The 17,687-nt window shown below is 66.2% G+C and carries 17 protein-coding genes; 7 read left to right on the top strand and 10 right to left on the bottom strand.

Annotated features, from left to right (window positions below):
- Positions 1-3 precede the first annotated feature (3 nt).
- Both HMPREF2581_RS11730 and HMPREF2581_RS11725 read left to right on the top strand, forming a co-directional pair.
- Complete coding sequence (locus HMPREF2581_RS11730) at positions 4-546, top strand: dihydrofolate reductase family protein (protein ID WP_003111057.1); 543 nt, start codon at positions 4-6, stop codon at positions 544-546.
- A complete protein-coding gene (locus tag HMPREF2581_RS11725) occupies positions 543-1,001 on the top strand; it encodes an NUDIX hydrolase (RefSeq protein WP_003138184.1) in 459 nt (152 codons plus the stop codon). Before HMPREF2581_RS11730 ends, HMPREF2581_RS11725 begins: the two co-directional genes overlap by 4 nt.
- 121 nt (positions 1,002-1,122) lie before the next feature.
- Here HMPREF2581_RS11725 and HMPREF2581_RS11720 read toward each other — a convergent pair whose 3' ends face one another.
- Positions 1,123-2,817 carry an NAD-dependent malic enzyme gene (locus tag HMPREF2581_RS11720; RefSeq protein ID WP_003091987.1) on the bottom strand — a complete coding sequence of 565 codons (1,695 nt, stop codon included), beginning with the start codon at positions 2,815-2,817 and terminating at the stop codon, positions 1,123-1,125.
- A 457-nt stretch (positions 2,818-3,274) separates the two neighbouring features.
- Here HMPREF2581_RS11720 and HMPREF2581_RS11715 point away from each other — a divergent pair, with 457 nt between their 5' ends.
- On the top strand, positions 3,275-3,871 hold the full coding sequence (locus tag HMPREF2581_RS11715) for a C40 family peptidase (protein ID WP_003103763.1): 597 nt from the start codon (positions 3,275-3,277) through the stop codon (positions 3,869-3,871).
- Positions 3,872-3,891: 20 nt separating this feature from the next.
- Here HMPREF2581_RS11715 and rarD read toward each other — a convergent pair whose 3' ends face one another.
- From rarD to apbC, 9 genes are all read right to left on the bottom strand, one after another.
- A complete protein-coding gene (gene rarD / locus HMPREF2581_RS11710; protein ID WP_003138181.1) occupies positions 3,892-4,791 on the bottom strand; it encodes an EamA family transporter RarD in 900 nt (299 codons plus the stop codon).
- Positions 4,788-5,648 carry a carboxylate/amino acid/amine transporter gene (locus HMPREF2581_RS11705; protein WP_003092000.1) on the bottom strand — a complete coding sequence of 287 codons (861 nt, stop codon included), beginning with the start codon at positions 5,646-5,648 and terminating at the stop codon, positions 4,788-4,790. Before HMPREF2581_RS11705 ends, rarD begins: the two co-directional genes overlap by 4 nt.
- Before the next feature lie 93 nt (positions 5,649-5,741).
- Positions 5,742-6,548 carry a cyclohexadienyl dehydratase gene (gene pheC, locus HMPREF2581_RS11700; RefSeq protein WP_003138179.1) on the bottom strand — a complete coding sequence of 269 codons (807 nt, stop codon included), beginning with the start codon at positions 6,546-6,548 and terminating at the stop codon, positions 5,742-5,744.
- 154 nt (positions 6,549-6,702) lie between these two features.
- Positions 6,703-7,308 (bottom strand): acyl-homoserine-lactone synthase RhlI, encoded by a 606-nt coding sequence (gene rhlI / locus HMPREF2581_RS11695; RefSeq protein WP_003138177.1) that lies wholly within the window; start codon positions 7,306-7,308, stop codon positions 6,703-6,705.
- 180 nt (positions 7,309-7,488) lie between these two features.
- Entirely contained in the window at positions 7,489-8,214 is a 726-nt protein-coding gene (gene rhlR, locus HMPREF2581_RS11690; protein WP_003119559.1) for a quorum sensing system transcriptional regulator RhlR, read from the bottom strand.
- A gap of 124 nt (positions 8,215-8,338) precedes the next feature.
- Positions 8,339-9,619, bottom strand: a complete 1,281-nt coding sequence (locus HMPREF2581_RS11685; protein WP_003092007.1) for a glycosyltransferase — start codon at positions 9,617-9,619, stop codon at positions 8,339-8,341.
- A gap of 65 nt (positions 9,620-9,684) precedes the next feature.
- Positions 9,685-10,572: a 3-(3-hydroxydecanoyloxy)decanoate synthase gene (rhlA, locus tag HMPREF2581_RS11680; RefSeq protein WP_003092013.1), complete on the bottom strand. Its 888-nt coding sequence runs from the start codon at positions 10,570-10,572 to the stop codon at positions 9,685-9,687.
- 423 nt (positions 10,573-10,995) lie between these two features.
- The gene (dcd, locus tag HMPREF2581_RS11675; protein WP_003092017.1) at positions 10,996-11,562 is read right to left on the bottom strand and encodes a dCTP deaminase; all 567 of its coding nucleotides are present in this window, start codon (positions 11,560-11,562) and stop codon (positions 10,996-10,998) included.
- Between the two features lie 100 nt (positions 11,563-11,662).
- A complete protein-coding gene (gene apbC / locus HMPREF2581_RS11670) occupies positions 11,663-12,757 on the bottom strand; it encodes an iron-sulfur cluster carrier protein ApbC (protein ID WP_003092020.1) in 1,095 nt (364 codons plus the stop codon).
- Between the two features lie 130 nt (positions 12,758-12,887).
- Between apbC and metG the strand changes: the two genes are divergently transcribed.
- The 4 genes from metG to tsi3 all read left to right on the top strand — a co-directional run bounded on the left by metG (position 12,888) and on the right by tsi3 (position 17,505).
- Positions 12,888-14,924 carry a methionine--tRNA ligase gene (gene metG / locus HMPREF2581_RS11665; RefSeq protein WP_003092021.1) on the top strand — a complete coding sequence of 679 codons (2,037 nt, stop codon included), beginning with the start codon at positions 12,888-12,890 and terminating at the stop codon, positions 14,922-14,924.
- 33 nt (positions 14,925-14,957) lie between these two features.
- Positions 14,958-15,758, top strand: coding sequence for a DUF4349 domain-containing protein (locus HMPREF2581_RS11660; RefSeq protein ID WP_003138174.1), 801 nt, complete (start codon positions 14,958-14,960; stop codon positions 15,756-15,758).
- Between the two features lie 86 nt (positions 15,759-15,844).
- Positions 15,845-17,071 carry a type VI secretion system effector muramidase Tse3 gene (gene tse3, locus HMPREF2581_RS11655; protein ID WP_003138171.1) on the top strand — a complete coding sequence of 409 codons (1,227 nt, stop codon included), beginning with the start codon at positions 15,845-15,847 and terminating at the stop codon, positions 17,069-17,071.
- Entirely contained in the window at positions 17,068-17,505 is a 438-nt protein-coding gene (tsi3, locus tag HMPREF2581_RS11650) for a T6SS effector muramidase immunity protein Tsi3 (protein WP_003138169.1), read from the top strand. Before tse3 ends, tsi3 begins: the two co-directional genes overlap by 4 nt.
- Positions 17,506-17,687: the final 182 nt, after the last annotated feature.

Here is a 17,687-nt window from a genome sequence, read left to right as displayed (position 1 = left end):
TCCATGAAACCGCACCTGACCTACTACGTCGCCGCCAGCCTGGACGGTTTCATCGCCCGCCCCGACGGCAGCGTCGACTGGCTCGACCGTTTCGCCGAGGGCGGCAACGACCACGGCTACAAGAGCTTCTACCAGGGCATCGACGGCCTGCTGATGGGCCGCGGCACCTACGATATCGTGCGCGGCTTCGGCGACTGGCCGTATCCGGGCAAACCCTGCCAGGTACTCACCCGCAACCCGCAGGAAAGCGCAGCGGAAGGCGTCGAGTTGCGCCACGTCACACCCCAGGAAGGCCTCGCGCGCCTCGGCGAACAGGGCTGCCGGCGGATCTGGCTGGCCGGCGGCGGCAGCCTGGCCGGTAGTTGCCTGGCGGCCGGGCTGCTCGACGAGGTGATCGTCAGCGTCATTCCGCAGCTGCTCGGCGCCGGCATCCCGCTGTTCGCCGGCGGCCGCGAGCGGCGCCTGCAACTGCTGGAACAACATGGCTACAACAGCGGCATCGTACAGATGCGCTACCAGGTGATCGCCGAGGACGACCCGCAATGACCGACAAGCTGCTGAGCATTTCCGCCGCCTGCCTGTTCGACGACCAGGGCAACCTGCTGCTGGTGCGCAAGCGCGGCACCCAGGCCTTCATGCTCCCGGGCGGCAAGCGCGAGCCGGGCGAAACGCCCCTCGCCGCGCTACAGCGCGAACTGCTGGAGGAACTGCGCCTGCCGATGGGCGCCTCGACCTTCGAGCACCTCGGCAGCTTCCAGGCGCCGGCGGCCAACGAGGCGAACACCCGCGTCGATGCCGATATCTACGTCGCCCGCTTGCCCCACGCCGTCTGTGCGCAGGCGGAGCTGGAGGAACTGGCCTGGCTGGTCCCCGGCCAAGCGCAGCCGGACAATCTCGCGCCGCTGCTGCGCGATCATGTCCTGCCGGCCCTGGCGCGGCGCGCGGCGGAAAACCCGGAAACCCAGGCCGAACACCGGACGCGCCCCGATCATGTGCGCTGAGCGCTAGCGCTACCGTCAACGAAAAAGGCCACCTCGGGGTGGCCTTTTCGCGTTCTCGCACCGATCGCGCGGAATATCGGCGGTTAACGCCTCTCCCCCGTGCGCAGCCTGCGGCTAAGCCTCAGAACGAAGTCCGGCGGTAGGCACGGTAGCGCGGGAACCAGAAGTTCGCCTCGATGGCGTCGTTCAATACCTCGTCGCTGGTATGCAGGGCCTTGCCCTCGGCCTGGGCCTGCTTGGCCACGGCGACGGCGATGCGCTTGCTGACCTCGCGGATGTCACCCAGCGCCGGCAACACGGCGCCCTCGCCCCGGGTAACGATCGGCGAGCAGTTGGCCAGGGCGTTGGCCGCGGCCATCAGCATGCCTTCGGTGACCCGGTTGGCCCGCGCGGCGATCACCCCCAGGCCGATGCCGGGGAAGATATAGGCGTTGTTGCACTGGGCGATGGGAATCCGCTTGTCGCCCACCTGCACCGGTTGGAACGGGCTACCGGTGGCGACCAGCGCCTGGCCGTCGGTCCAGTTGAGGATTTCCTGCGGAGTCGCCTCGACCCGCGAGGTCGGGTTGGACAGCGGCATCACCAGCGGCTGCTTGCAATGGCTGTGCAGCTCGCGGATGACCTCTTCGGAAAACAGCCCGCGCTGCCCGGAGACGCCGATCAGCACCGTCGGCCGGGCATTGCGGATCACTTCCAGCAACGCCAGGTCGTCGCCCTGCTGGCCGCCCCAGGCACCGAGATCGGCGCGCTTCTGCGCCAGGCGGTGCTGGAAGTCAAGCAGGTTGCTCATGTCGTCGGTGAGCAGGCCCCAGCGGTCGACCATGAAGATGCGCCGACGCGCCTGGGCCTCGTCCAGGCCCTCCAGTTGCATGGCGGCGATGATCTGCTCGGCGATGCCGCAACCGGCGGAGCCGGCGCCGACGAAGGTCACGGTCTGCTCGCTGAGCTTCTCGCCCTTGGCCTTGCAAGCCGCCAGCAGGGTGCCCACGGCCACCGCGGCGGTGCCCTGGATGTCGTCGTTGAAGCAGCACAGCTCGTCCTTGTAGCGCTCCAGCAACGGCATGGCATTGGTCTGGGCGAAGTCCTCGAATTGCAGCAGGACGTTGGGCCAGCGGCGCTTGATCGCCTGGATGAACAGGTCGACGAACTCCTCGTACTGCGCCCCGCTCACCCGCTCGTGGCGCCAGCCCATGTACATCGGGTCGTTGAGCAGGTCCGGGTTGTTGGTGCCCACGTCCAGCACCACCGGCAGGGTGTAGGCCGGGCTGATACCGCCGCAGGCGGTGTACAGCGACAGCTTGCCGATCGGGATGCCCATCCCGCCGATGCCCTGGTCGCCGAGGCCGAGGATCCGCTCGCTGTCGGTGACCACCACGATCTTCACGTTGTTCTTGGTGGCGCTGCGCAGGATGTCGTCGATCCGCTCGCGGTCCGGGTAGGAGATGAACAGGCCGCGGTGGGTCCGATAGATCTTCGAGAACTCCTGGCAGGCCTGGCCGACCGTGGGGGTGTAGATGATCGGCATCATTTCTTCCAGGTGCTCCTCGAGCAGGCGGAAGAACAGGGTCTCGTTGTTGTCCTGGATCGAGCGCAGGAAGATGTGGCGGTCCAGATCGGTGTTGCACAGGTTGTACTGGCTGTAGGCGCGCTCGGTCTGCTCCTCGATGGTCTCGATGTTGTGCGGCAGCAGGCCCTGCAGGTTGAAATCGATGCGTTCCTGGGTACTGAACGCGCTGCCTTTGTTCAGCAGCGGCATCTCCAGCAGCGAAGGGCCGGCATGGGGAACGTACAAGGGACGCTTGGCTGTTTCGGTCATATCTGGACTCGCTTCTACGGGCTTCACTCGGGTACGGGGACCACGAACATACCCCCGGCGCAGAGGCTTTCCAAGGCCACGGCGAACAACAGGTCATTGCCGGACCCGCAAGTATCGCCACTTGCACGGCGAAACCGGCGCGTCACATCCGGAACCGACCATTCGACGAATGGTCAGAAGGCTGGCGTCAAAATAGGTCACAATAGCCGCCGCTTTCGTAGGGGAATACGCTGGGAACGCCGATGAGTCCCCCGATTTTCCTTCGTGAAGCCCGTTATCGCCGGGACAACCTGAATGCATCCAGGCCCGGAAGCAGTTGGCCGTTTCGTTTGACGGCCTGGTCGGAAGAGTCAGGAGGGCTCGTTCCGGTCACCCAGAAGACACTCCGATGAACAGAGAGTAACCACGAACCAGCGGAAGCCTGGACCGTTATTCACGCACGCGAAGACATGCCGAAATGCGTTCACCCTTTTTGACATGCCTGTCTGTAGGCTTCGCGGCCCTTCTGGCCGCCCTCTCGACGCCCAGCCTGGCTTCCAACCAGGTCACCCACACCTTCAAGCCGTCGAAGAATTCCACCCTGTCGCCCAGCCGGGTCGTCAGCACCCGCCAGTCCGCCAACCGCTCGGTGGTCGCGGCCGCCGCTTCCGAAGTCACCGACCGCGCCTTCAGCATGATCGGCACCCCCTACCGCTGGGGCGGCACCACGCCGAAGAAAGGCTTCGATTGCAGCGGCCTGGTCAACTATGTGTTCCAGGACGTCGATGACGTCGACCTGCCGCGGACCGCCCGCGCCATCTACAACATGGACAACAACAAGGTCTCCCGCGGCAAGCTGCAACCGGGCGACCTGGTGTTCTTCCGGATCCGCAGCCGCAGCGTCGACCACGTCGGCATCTACGTCGGCAACGACCGCTTCGTGCACGCGCCGCGGCGCGGCAAGAAGGTCCGCGTCTCCGACCTCAACAGCAGCTACTGGAAACGCCACTACCTGGCCGGCAAGCGCATCCTGCCGACCACCCTCGCCCAGGTCGAAAGCACCCGCAAGCGCTGATTCCGGCGCCTGCGGCTCGCTCAGATGCCCCGTCGCGCCTGTTTCCTCAGCAGGCGCGCGCTGTCCCAGCCGGTCAACAGCACCGCCAGCCAGATCGGCGCGTAGGTCCATAGCTGCTCGGGACGGAACGCTTCGCCGAGGAACAGTACCGCCACCAGGAACAGCAGCACCGGTTCGACGTAGCTGAGAATCCCGAACAGCCCCATCGGCAGCAGCCGGCTGGAAGCCATCATCGCACCGAAGGCCAGCGCGCTGATCAGCCCCAGCATCGGCAGCAGCAGCCACAGGCGCGGCGCCTCGCGGAAGGCCTGGCTCTCGTCGCCCAGCCAGTACAGCGCGGCCAACGCCAGCGGCAGCAGGAAGAGCATCTCAAAGACGAACCCGGACAGCGCGTCCACGCCCATCCTGCGCCGCAGCATGAAGTACGGGGGATAGCCCAGCGCGGTGACCAGGGAGACCCAGGAGAACGCGCGGGTCAGCCAGAACTCGTGGAGCACCCCGGCCAGCGCGCAGGCCACGGCGATAGCCTGCAGCGACGTCAGGCGCTCGCCGTAGAACACCCGCCCCACCAGCACCATCGCCAGCGGCAGGAGGAAGTAGCCCAGCGACAGTTCAAGGGTCTTCCCGGCCAACGGCGCCCAGATGAAGATGCCCCATTGCAGCAGCATCATCGCCGCGGTCAGCGGGAAGCAGGCCAGCAGCCAGGGCTCGGCGAACAGCCGGCGCCAGGCGGCGCGCAGGGTCGGCCACTGGCGGGTGGCGACGACCAGCAGGAATACCATCGGGATCGACCAGACCACCCGATGCGCCACCACCTGCAGGCTGTCCAGCGGCTCCAGCAGGTGGACGTAGCCCGGCAGGGTAACGAACAGCACCGAGGCGGCCAGCGACAGCAGCACGCCCTGCCCGGAAATCCTCATGCACGCACCTCGCGCCGGCCGAGCCGGTTGACCCACAGCGAAGCGACGATCACCGCGCCGCCCAGGGCCAGGCGCGGCAGGTCTGCGTGCTGGTTCCAGATCAGCAGGTTGAGCAGCAACCCGACCGGCACGTGCAGGTTGTTCATCACCGCCAGGGTACCGGCGTCCACCTCGGTGGCGCCCTTGTTCCACCAGAACTGGCCGAGGGCGGTGGCCAGCAGCCCCATCCATACCAGTACGCCCCATTGCAGCTCGCCGGCCGGCAGGCGCTGCGGATCGCCGAACAGCAGCCAGGCAGGCAACGCCACCAGCAGCGCGCCAACGAAGAAATAACCGAAGCGCTGGCGCTGCGGCAGCTCGGACGGGTACTTGCGCACCAGGCGCTTGTACAGCACCTGGCCGGCGGCGAAGGTGGCGTTGGCCAGTTGCAGCAGCAGGAAGCCCTGGAGGAACTCGCCGGTGATCCCGTCGTAGCGGATGATCGCCGCGCCCAGCACCGCCACCAGCGCGGCGGCCAGGGCCCAGAAGTTGAAGCGGCGGTTGAGCAGGTCGTCGAACAGGGCCACGTGGACCGGCGTCAGCACGGTGAACAGCAGAACCTCGGGCACCGTCAGCACGTTGAAGCTCAGGTACAGGCAGACGTAGGTGATGCCGAACTGCAGCGCGCCGACCAGCATCACTCCGCCGACGAAACGCGGTTCGACGCCGCGCCAGCGGGTCAGCGGGAGAAACACCAGGCCAGCGAGAAGGACCCGGGTAAGCACGGCGAAGTAGCTGTCGACCTGGCCGGCGAGGTACTCGCCGATCAGGTTGAAGGAGAACGCCCAGAGGACGGTGACGAACAGTAGATAACGCATGGACCAGGCACCAGGATGGGGCGCCGACCATAACGTTTTTGCCGCCGCCAAGGAAGGCCGCGCGGGCCCGCGGCCAACCTCGCCGCCCCTGTACTACTTGCCGTGCGCGGTGGGCCAGCGGTATTCGAGCCAGTGCTCCATGCGCTGGCGCAACAAGCCGCTCTGCTCAGCGATGTGCAACCACTGGTCGACGTAGCGCTTGAAGGCCTCGTCGCGCGGCAGCAGGTAGGCCTTCTCGGCGAAGTCGAAGGGTTGCTGCGGATGCACGGCGCAGAGTTCCGGGTGCAACCGCGACTGCAGGCGGGCCTCGATGGCGTCGGTCATCATCAGGTCGGCCTTGCCGTCGACGATCTGCTGGAAGATCGTCACGTTGTCCGGATGCACCAGGATCCGGGCCTCCTTCAGGTTCGCCCGGGCGAACTTCTCGTTGGTGCCACCGGGGTTGACGATGGCCGTCACGCCCGGCTGGTCGATCTGCTCCAGGGTCTGGAAACGCGCTTCTTCGCTACAGAGGGTGATCGGCGTCTTGCCGTCGCGCAGGTAGGGAATCGAGAAATACGCCTGGCGCTGGCGCTCCAGGTTGATCGAGATGCCGCTCATGGCGATGTCGAAGCGGTCGTCGGCGAAATCGCGCATCAGGTTCGGCCAACTGGTCGGCACCACTACCAGCTTGGCACCCAGGCTCTCGGCCAGGCGCTGCGCCATGTCCACGTCGAAACCGGCGTAACCGCCCTCTTCCGTGCGGTAGCTGAAGGGCTTGTAGTCGCCCGTGGTGGCGACGCGCAGCACGCCGCTTTCGAGGATGCGGTCGAGGCGGCTCTCCTGCGCCTGGAGGCTGGCGCTGGCCAGCAGCGCAAGGCAGGCCAGGGCCTGGACGAGATGGCGGAATGACTTCGGCATGGCGACTCCTCGGGATGGCGGACCGCAGAGAGACTACGCAAGTCGGCAGCCGCGGCCAAATCCCGGAATGCAGGGGAACGCCCGATGACGCCGGGGCGCGGGCCGAGCATGCGGCAGGAGAAGCGGAAAAAAGTGCGCGAAACGGCTGACGACCTCACACCGCCATCGACAGCGGTACACCCTGCAGCCATTCCGGGTGGTAGCGCAACAGCATCTCCAGGCCGCGCTCCTGGTAGGCCGGGAAGCTGATCGCGACCAGCGTCTCGCCCTTGACCTTCTGCGGCGGGCCGAGGCGCTGGAGGATCACGCCGTTGCGAACGAAATAGCGCTCCATGGCCGTGGTGGTCACCGCCACCACCGAACTGGCCCCCAGGTACCAGCCGCATTGCAGGCTGGACCAGAATATCTTCATCGCCAGCTGCGGATCGTCCGCCGCGCTGGCGGCGTAGCGCGAAAGCTCCCAGACCGACGGATCGCTCGGCGGGGTTTCGCTGCACAGGTAGGCGAAGACGTCCTTGAGCAGGTAGGCGTCGGTCGTCGGCAGCAGGCGGGCGCAACCGCAGATGCCCTGGCGGCCCATGGCGACGATGTAGCGGGTTTGCGGATGGTCGAACTGGTCGAATTCCTGGTCGCGGACCCTGGAGGTGGAGACCACGTCCCAGCCCAGCTTCTCGATGAAGACTTGATGCCGGTAGCGTCCCAGCTCGGCGATCATGGCGGCGGAAAGCCCTTCCAGCGATTCAGAGAGCAATTCGATCATGACCAAGTCCCCGTGTCGTGCCGGCCGAGAAAAAAAAGGCGGCATCCCTACCCTGATACTCCTGGGCCCTCTCAGTCGGAGGACATACCAGCACACACATGAGGGGGAAGACTAAAGGAGGATGAACGGCAGGCAACCTGCCAGATCTGGTAGGGCGCGCCGGCCGGCGCGCCCTACGCTTCAGATGAGGCCCAGCGCCGCGGCGTAGGCGGCAGCCAGCGTCTTGTTCGGCGCGTCGAACTTCTTCTGGATGTTCTTGTGGTGGAAGTTCACCGTGCTCTCGGAGATGCTCAGGATGATGGCGATTTCCCCGGAACTCTTGCCGTCGGCGGTCCATTGCAGGATCTCGCGTTCGCGATGGCTCAGGCAGACCGGGTTGGACATCAGCATCGGATGCTCCAGGTCGGTCAGCTTCTGGGTCAGCAACTCGATCATGCAACGCAGCCGCAGGCGGATTTCCTCGCGCTCGAAGCTGGAGATGTTCTGCTGGTCGCGCGCCACGGAAAGCACGCTGAGCAAATTGTTCGGCGCGCGGATCGGCAGGGTCGCGCCGACACAGAGGCCCCAATCGCGAGCCTCGTTCCAGAGCATCCGGCTCTGGTCGAACAGGCTGTCGCTCCAGACCACCATTTCCGAGGAGCGCAGGCCGTTGAGGATCGCCGGATCCACGGCCCCGTAGTTCTGCATCTGGTATCGCTCCAGCCAGGCCTTGGGATAGGTGCCATGGACCTCGGTCTTCGGCCGGGTGAAGGGAATCGTGTGGCGCACGCCATAGGCGTAGTAATCGAAGCCCAGGCGCCGCACTTCCTTTTCCAGGACGGCGAACACGCCCTGGCTGTCGTGGATCGGCTGCATCTCGCTACGCAAACCGTCCCACCACAGCAAAAAGCCTCCGTCATTCCTCATTGCAGTAAGCCCTGATCGATAAAATGCATCACAGCAGAATTGGCCCGGGGTATGACGCTGTCAAGCGCGCAGCCTTGCCGATACGGCAAAATCATGGCAACCCTATCTGTTATGCCAGCACCGTTCAGGACGCAGCCTTCAGCCATCGAGCATCCCCCTCCCTATGACAACGTTCGACCACCTGGGCCGCTTTACCGCAAGCGATACTGTGCGGTTGTGACAATTCCATGAAACGCCGACAGGCCGCCGCCATGGCCGGGTCCTCGAGCAAGCGCCACAGCGCCCCGCGCAACTCCTGCTCGCGCAACGGCACGCCCAGGCGCATCCCGCAGCCGAGCCGGACCAGCCGTTCGGCATTGTCGAACTGGTCGTGGGCACAGGGCAGCAGCACCTGCGGCACCCCCGCCGCCAAGGCTAGGCTCATGGCGCCGATACCGCCCGGATGGACCAGCCCGGCGCACGATGGCAGCAAGGCTCCCAGTGGCGCGTAGGCGCGCTGCAGCACGTGGTTCGGCAAGCCGCGCAGCGGTTCCTGGCCGGCGCCGGTGAGGAAGATCCCACGCGCGCCGAGGCGTTCCAGCGCGCGCAGGGCCATGGCGTAGAAGTCGCCCTGCAGGTGTTCGGTCGAGCCCTGGGTGAACACCAGCGGCCGGCTGCCCTGATCGAGAAAGCGTTGCAGTTCGTCGTCGAGCGGGGTCCCCGGGATACTGCCGTCGAACAGCGGGAAGCCGGTCATGTGCAGGGGTTGCGGCCAATCCTGCTGGGGCGGCGCGAACCAGGCCGGGAACAGGCAGACCACGCCCTGCGGCGAATGCATCCATTGGGTGAAGATGCGCTTCACCGGCGTTTCCAGGCCGACCTTGCGGCGCACCGCGTTGATCTCCGGCGCGCAGGTGCGATCCAGCTTGAAGCGCTCGATGCAGCGCCAGAGCAGCTTGCGCATCGCCAGCGGCATCTGCTCGGGCACGTTGAACTTGGGGTGTACCGGCGGCAGGTGCGCCGACAACAGGGTCGATGGCGAGACCTGCGCGGACAGGTAGGGAATCCCGTACTTCTCGTGAGCGATGCGTGCGCCCAGCGCCCATAGCGAGCCGACCACCACGATGTCGTCATGGCGCTGCGCCGAGACGTACTCGTAGACCGGCTCGATCATCCCGGCGATGGCTTGCCAGAGCACGCCGAAGGACGTCTTGGGGTCCCACAGGCGCGGATCGCCCATGGTCCGGCGGTAGGTCAGTTCGTCGCTCAGCGGGACAAACGCGATGCCGTGCTGCTCCACCGCGTCGCGAAACACCGGGATGGTGCAGAGGCTCACGCGGTGCCCGCGCAGTTTCAGGGTCCGGGCCAGGCCGATGAAGGGAAATACGTCGCCGGCCGAGCCGATGGCGATGAGGATGGCGTGCATGGGGCTACTCCGTGCGTTATGCGACCGCAAAGCCCGGCCAGGCCGGGTCTTCGCAGGTCAAGGGTTCAGGCGTAGCCGATGGCCATCTCGTGGAATCCCGCCGCGCGTTCCGCCCGCTGCGGCTCCGGTTGCTTCAGCAGGTGCTCGAGCAGGGCGCGGTGCACGCGTACCGCGGCCAGCTTGGACTCCAGGTCGAGGAAATGCCCGGTGCCCTCCACCCGCGAGAAACTGCAGTGCGGCAGGTAGTCGCGGAACTGGCGGGCGTCCTCGGCGGTGGTGTACTCGTCCCAGCTGCCGTTGATGAAATGCACGTGGCTCTGGATCCGCTCCAGGCAAGCCAGGTAGCCCCGATCGTTGAGCGCCAGCACCTGGTCGATGTGAAAGCGCGCCTGCTCGTATTCGCCGGTGGCCAGCGAAGCCATGTGCTGATGGTTGCTGGCTTTCAGGCGCGGCGGCAGGTATTTGCCGACGGTCTCGTTGAGCAGATGGCCGATCGCCGACTTGTCGTCCAGCTCGATCAGCGCCTGCGCCCGCCCGACGTAGTCGAGCATCGCCTGGTTCAGTCCAGGGGCGAATGCCATCACCACCGAGCTGCGGATACCGCGCGGATTGCGCGACAGCGCCAGCAGCGTGGAGATACCGCCCCAGGACGCGGAGACCAGGTGATTGACCTCGAAGCGCTCGATCAGCGCCAGGAGGATTTCCACCTCGTCGTCCTTGGTGATCAACCCGCGCTGCGGGTTGTGCTGCCGCGACTGCCCGGCGAAGGGCAGGTCGAACAGCACCACGTTGAAATGTTCGGCCAGGCACTTGCAGGTCCGGGCGAACGAGGCGGTGGTCGCCATCGCGCCGTTGACCAGCATCACCGTGCTGCGCCCGGGATCCTGCCCAACGCGCTCGACATGTACCCGCAGGCCCTTGCAAACCGATACCAACAGACTTTCGCGCCGCATCTCACACCTCCCAAAAATTTTCGAACAGGCAAACAGCTATCGCTGCCACGGGTATCCCGGCATTACGTAGAGTTCGTTCTTATTGTTCGAACGGCAGACAAGTAACTCAGCGGCCATCCGCGCGGACCAGCCACGGCGGATGCGTACCCCTTCAGGCGAGGGGCTTGTGTGGGTCTTGCAGATCGGCCTGCGCAAACGATTGGCGTCCGTGTTCACGCGTAGCCGATGAACACTTTTTAGCCAATTCGAAAGCTAACGGTAACTGCCAGATTTCACAGGACGGGCGGTCGCCTGCGCATAAGCCCCTGCCCGCCCGCGATAAGGCGTGCCAGAGCGGCCGGCGGGGAACAGCGAGGGGTTGGCGGAAAAGGCATGAAAAAACCGGGCGCCAGGCCCGGTTTCCGGTGTCGAAACGCTCTGGCGTCAGGCTTTTGGCAGGGTCACGCCGCGCTGGCCCTGGTATTTGCCGCCACGGTCCTTATAGGACACTTCGCAGGCCTCGTCGGATTGCAGGAAGAGCATCTGCGCCACGCCTTCGTTGGCGTAGATCTTCGCCGGCAGGTTGGTGGTATTGGAGAACTCGAGGGTCACATGGCCTTCCCACTCCGGCTCCAGCGGGGTGACGTTGACGATGATGCCGCAACGCGCGTAGGTGCTCTTGCCCAGGCAGATGGTCAGGACGTCGCGCGGGATGCGGAAGTACTCGACGGTGCGCGCCAGGGCGAAGGAGTTCGGCGGGATGATGCAGACGTCGCTGTTGATGTCGACGAAGCTTTTCTCGTCGAAGTTCTTCGGATCGACCACCGCCGAATGGATGTTGGTGAACACCTTGAATTCGGCGGCGCAGCGCACGTCGTAGCCGTAGCTGGACACCCCGTAGGAAATCACCCGGCTGTCGTCCGCGCCGCGCACCTGGCGCTCGACGAACGGCTCGATCATGCCGTGCTCCTGAGCCATGCGGCGAATCCACTTGTCCGATTTGATGGTCATGGAGGGTGTCCTGTCGAAAGCTGCGAAAAATGATCGCGAATCTTACCGGGGCCGCCGCCCCAGGGCAAAGGCAGCCGTCGCCGACGGCTGCCCGAGCGCCTCAGTCGTCGCTGATGCTGATGTTCGGCAGGCCGACGCTGGCCCGCTCGCTGAGAACGATGCGCGCGCCGACATGGCGGGCGATTTCCTGGTAGAGCATCGCCAGTTGGCTTTCCGGGTCGGCGATCACCGTCGGCCGGCCGCTGTCGGCCTGGGTGCGGATGGCGATCGACAGCGGCATGGACGCCAGCAGCTCGACGCCGAACTGCGCCGCCAGCTTCTCGCCGCCGCCCTCGCCGAACAGGTGCTCGGCATGGCCGCAGTTGGAGCAGATGTGCACCGCCATGTTCTCCACCACGCCGAGCACCGGGATGTTCACCTTGCGGAACATCTCCACGCCCTTCTTCGCGTCGAGCAGCGCCAGGTCCTGCGGGGTGGTGACGATCACCGCGCCGGCCACCGGCACCTTCTGCGCCAGGGTCAGCTGGATGTCGCCGGTGCCCGGCGGCATGTCCACCACCAGGTAGTCGAGGTTGTCCCAGGCGGTCTGGGTGATCAGCTGGATCAGGGCGCCGGAGACCATCGGCCCGCGCCAGACCACCGGCGTGCTGTCGTCGGTGAGGAAGGCCATCGACATCACCTGCACCCCGTGCGCCTCCAGGGGCTCGAACCACTTCTGCTCACGGACCTTCGGCCGGGTGCCTTCCGGCAGGCCGAACATGATGCCCTGGCTGGGTCCGTAGATGTCCGCGTCGAGGATGCCCACCCGCGCACCCTCGCGGGCCAAGGCCAGGGCCAGGTTGGCGGCGGTGGTGGACTTGCCGACGCCGCCCTTGCCGGAAGCCACCGCGACGATGTTCTTCACGTTGCCCATCACCTCGACCTGCGGCTGTGCCTTGTGCGGCTGGATCACGCAGTCGACCCGGACCTCGGCGCGAGCGACGCCGTCGAGCGCCTCCAGGGCCATTTGCAGGGTTTGCGCCAGGCCGTTTCTGAACAGCCCGGCGGCGTACCCCAGTTCCAGGCGCACCCGCACGCGGTCGCCCTGGATCTCCACCTCGCGCAGGCAGCCGGCGCTGACGGGGTCCTGGTTCAGATAGGGGTCCTGGTACTGGCGGAGGGTGGCTTCCACCGTTTGGCGAGTGATAGCGGACATGGGGGATTTCCTGAGGGTTAAGCGGGGAATCGATGCCGGTCATCCTACCCGAGTGGCGCGCGGATGAAAAAAAACCGCCGCTTCTTTATAGTGACCGATCCGTTTAGCTCTCAGCCGATAAGCCGAACCCATGTCCGAACCACGCAAGATCCTCGTTACCAGCGCCCTCCCCTACGCCAACGGTTCCATTCACCTGGGACACATGCTGGAGTACATCCAGACGGACATGTGGGTGCGCTTCCAGAAGATGCGTGGCAACCAGGCCGTCTACGTCTGCGCCGACGACGCCCACGGTTCGGCGATCATGCTCCGCGCCGAGCGCGAGGGCATCACCTCCGAGCAACTGATCGACGCCGTGCGCGCCGAGCACATGGGCGACTTCGCCGACTTCCTGGTGGACTTCGACAACTACCACTCGACCCACTCGGAAGAGAACCGCGAGCTGTCCAGCGCGATCTACCTGAAACTGCGCGACGCCGGGCACATCGACACCCGCCCGGTGACCCAGTACTTCGACCCGGAAAAGCAGATGTTCCTCGCCGACCGCTTCATCAAGGGCACCTGCCCGAAGTGCGGCACCGCCGACCAGTACGGCGACAACTGCGAGGCCTGCGGCGCGACCTACGCCCCGACCGAACTGAAGGACCCGAAATCGGCGATCTCCGGCGCCACCCCGGTGCTCAAGGAATCGCTGCACTACTTCTTCAAGCTGCCGGACTTCGAGGCCATGCTCAAGCAATGGACCCGCAGCGGCGCCCTTCAGGAGTCGGTGGCCAACAAGCTCGCCGAGTGGCTGGACAGCGGCCTCCAGCAGTGGGACATCTCGCGCGACGCGCCGTACTTCGGCTTCGAGATTCCCGACGCTCCCGGCAAGTACTTCTACGTCTGGCTGGACGCGCCGATCGGCTACATGGCCAGCTTCAAGAACCTCTGCGCGCGGCGTCCCGAGCTGGACTTCGACGCGTTCTGGGGCAAGGACTCCAGTGCCGAGCTGTACCACTTCATCGGCAAGGACATCGTCAACTTCCACGCGCTGTTCTGGCCGGCCATGCTCGAAGGCGCCGGCTACCGCAAGCCGACCGCGCTGAACGTGCACGGCTACCTGACCGTGAACGGCCAGAAGATGTCCAAGTCGCGCGGCACCTTCGTCAAGGCGCGCACCTACCTCGACCACCTGGACCCGGAATACCTGCGCTACTACTACGCCTCCAAGCTCGGCCGCGGCGTCGAGGACCTCGACCTGAACCTCGAGGACTTCGTGCAGAAGGTCAACTCCGACCTGGTCGGCAAGGTCGTCAACATCGCCAGCCGCTGCGCCGGCTTCATCCACAAGGGCAACGCCGGCGTGCTGGTCGGCGCCGATCCTGCGCCGGAGCTGCTCGCCGCCTTCCGCGAGGCCGCACCGGGCATCGCCGAGGCCTATGAGGCCCGCGACTTCAATCGCGCCATGCGCGAGATCATGGCCCTCGCCGACCGCGCCAACGCCTGGATCGCCGAACAGGCGCCCTGGGCGCTGGCCAAGCAGGAAGGCCAGCAGGACAAGGTCCAGGCCGTCTGCGGCCTGGGCATCAACCTGTTCCGCCAGTTGGTGATCTTCCTCAAGCCGGTGCTGCCGAAGCTGGCCGCCGCCGCCGAAGCCTTCCTCAACGTCGCCCCGCTGACCTGGGCCGACCACCGGACCCTGCTGGCCAACCACCAACTGAACCCGTTCCAGCCCCTGATGACCCGTATCGAGCCCGCGAAAGTAGAAGCCATGATCGAAGCCTCCAAGGAAGACCTCGCCGCCGCCGCATCCCAACCCGCCGGCAACGGCGAGCTGGTCAAGGAACCCATCGCCGCGGAGATCGACTTCGACGCTTTCGCCGCGGTCGACCTGCGCATCGCCCTGATCGAGAAGTGCGAGTTCGTCGAAGGCGCCGACAAGCTGCTGCGCCTGTCGCTGGACATCGGCGACGCGAAGCGTAACGTGTTCTCCGGGATCAAGAGCGCGTATCCCGACCCGAGCGCCCTGGAAGGCCGCCTGACGCTCTATGTGGCCAACCTGGCGCCGCGCAAGATGAAGTTCGGGGTGTCCGAGGGCATGGTCCTGGCCGCCGGCCCGGGTGGCGAGGAGATCTACCTGCTGAGTCCGGACAGCGGCGCCAAGCCGGGCCAGCGCGTCAAGTAACGCAGACCACGAAGCCATGGAGGGCTCGATAGAATGAACGCATGGAAGCTTGCCGCCGGCGTCCTGCTGGCGGCGCTCTACGGATGCTCCGCCGAACACGCCGAAAGCGTCTCCGGCAATGCCGGTTTCCAGGGCGAGACGGGCAAACCCGGCACCGCCCTCGCCTACGAACACCGCGTCGGCATCCGCCTTTCCGCCGCGCGTATCGACGCGCAACTCGCCGCCAGCCGCGACGCCTGCAACAGCGAGCGCTTCGGCCAGTGCGACGTGCTCGCCATCGAACAACGCGGCGGTATCGGCCATTACGCCGAACTCACCGTGCGCATCGTCCCGGACGGCGTGGAGAAGCTGGTCGCGGCCGCTGCCCAGGGCGGCACGCTGGAAAGCCGGCAGACCCGCGCCGAGGACCTGGCCCAGGCGGTCGCCGACACCCGCCAGCAACGCGAGCGCCTGCAACGCGAGTACCAGACCCTGCAGCAATACCAGGGGCGCAAGGACATGAGCGTCGGCGACCTGCTGGCCCTGGCCAAGGAAATCGCCGCGGTGGAAGCCCAACTGGCCGACAACGCCCAGGCCGGCGCCCAGCAGCAGCGGCGCATCGCCACCAACCTGCTGACCCTGAGCTTCAGCAGCGAGGCGCAGCCGGACAGCCGCCTCGGCCAGCTCGCCACGGCCGCCGGGCAACTGCTCGACGACCTTGTCGATGGCACCATCGCCGCGATGAAGTTCTTCGCCTACAGCCTGCCGTTCCTCGTCGTGCTGCTGCCGCTGGGCCTGTTGCTGCGCGGCCTGTGGCGCTGGCTGCGGCGGCCCGGCAAGAACGAGGCGCGCTGAGCCCAGGCATACGGGCGGACCGGGAGGGTCCGCTCTTTCGCCCAGGACCGCCTGACGGGCCTGGCAACTCACAAGGAGGAAGACCGATGACCGCCACCAGCGACCTGATCGAGTCACTGATTTCCTATAGCTGGGACGACTGGCAGGTGACCCGCCAGGAAGCCCGCCGGGTGATCGCCGCGATCCGCAACGACAACGTGCCCGATGCGACCATCGCCGCACTCGACAAGAGCGGCTCGCTGATCAAGCTGTTCCAGCGGGTGGGCCCGCCGGAACTGGCGCGCTCGCTGATCGCCAGCATCGCCGGGCGCACCACCATGCAGCGCTACCAGGCACGCAATGCCTTGATCCGCAGCCTGATCAACAATCCCCTGGGCACCCAGACCGACAACTGGATCTACTTCCCCACCATCACCTTCTTCGACATCTGCGCCGACCTCGCCGACGCCGCTGGCCGCCTGGGCTTCGCCGCGGCCGGCGCCACCGGGGTGGCCAGCCAGGCGATCCAGGGTCCGTTCAGCGGGGTCGGCGCCACCGGCGTCAATCCGGCCGACCTGCCGTCCATTGCCTTCGGCGACCAGCTCAAGCTGCTCAACAAGGACCCGGCGACCGTCACCAAGTACAGCAACCCGCTCGGCGACCTGGGCGCCTACCTGAGCCAGCTTTCGCCGCAAGACAAGCTGAACCAGGCACAGACGCTGGTCGGCCAGCCGATCAGCACGCTGTTCCCCGACGCCTATCCGGGCAACCCGCCGTCGCGGGCCAAGGTCATGTCCGCGGCTGCGCGCAAGTACGACCTGACGCCGCAACTGATCGGCGCGATCATCCTCGCCGAGCAGCGTGACCAGACCCGCGACGAAGACGCCAAGGACTATCAGGCGGCAGTCAGCATCAAGAGCGCCAACACCTCCATCGGCCTCGGCCAGGTGGTGGTCTCCACCGCGATCAAGTACGAGCTGTTCACCGACCTGCTCGGCCAGCCGGTGCGCCGCGGCCTGTCGCGCAAGGCGGTCGCCACCCTGCTGGCTTCCGACGAATTCAACATCTTCGCCACCGCCCGTTACATCCGCTACGTCGCCAACCTGGCGTCGCAACAGGACCTGCGCAAGTTGCCGAAGACCCGCGGTGCATTTCCCTCCATCGATCTCCGCGCCTACGCCGGCAATCCGCGCAACTGGCCGCGGGACAATGTCCGCGCGCTGGCCTCGGAATACACCTCGCGTCCCTGGGACGACAACCTGTCGCCGGGCTGGCCGATGTTCGTCGACGATGCCTACGCCACCTTCCTCGACCCTGGAATGAGGTTCCCATGAAGACAGTCGCCCTGTTTCTCGCCAGCCTCGCCCTGCTGGCCTGCACCGCGGAGTCCGGGGTGGACTTCGACAAGACCCTGACCCACCCGAACGGCCTGGTGGTGGAGCGCCCCGTCGGCTTCGACGCGCGGCGCAGCGCCGAGGGCTTCCGCTTCGACGAAGGCGGCAAGCTGCGCAACCCACGCCAACTGGAGGTCCAGCGCCAGGACGCGCCGCCCTCGCCCGACCTGGCGAGCAGGCGTCTGGGCGACGGCGAGGCGCGCTACAAGGTAGAGGAAGACGACGGCGGCTCCGCAGGCAGCGAATACCGCCTGTGGGCAGCCAAGCCGGCGGGCGCGCGGTGGATCGTGGTCAGCGCCAGCGAGCAGAGCGAGGATGGCGAACCGACCTTCGCCCTGGCCTGGGCGCTGCTGGAGCGGGCCAGGTTGCAATAGAACCGCTCTCTGCGGAGTGCCGGACGCTCCGTGGAACCTCCGTCGATCCGGGCGGAGCAGCATCCTGCTCGGGTTGCGGTAGCGCTTTTTCGCTCAGTCTGCGCCCATCGGATTTTCCCTGACATATTTTGTTTCATAGTACTGAGACTCAGGCGCGCCGCGGTTTTCCGGCGATGTGCGCA

The sequence above is a fragment of the Pseudomonas sp. HMSC057H01 genome, assembly GCF_001836405.1.
Taxonomy (GTDB): Bacteria; Pseudomonadota; Gammaproteobacteria; order Pseudomonadales; family Pseudomonadaceae; genus Pseudomonas; species Pseudomonas aeruginosa.
The sequence above is the reverse complement of the archived record's forward strand: the minus strand, read 5'-3'. Positions and strand labels throughout refer to the sequence as shown.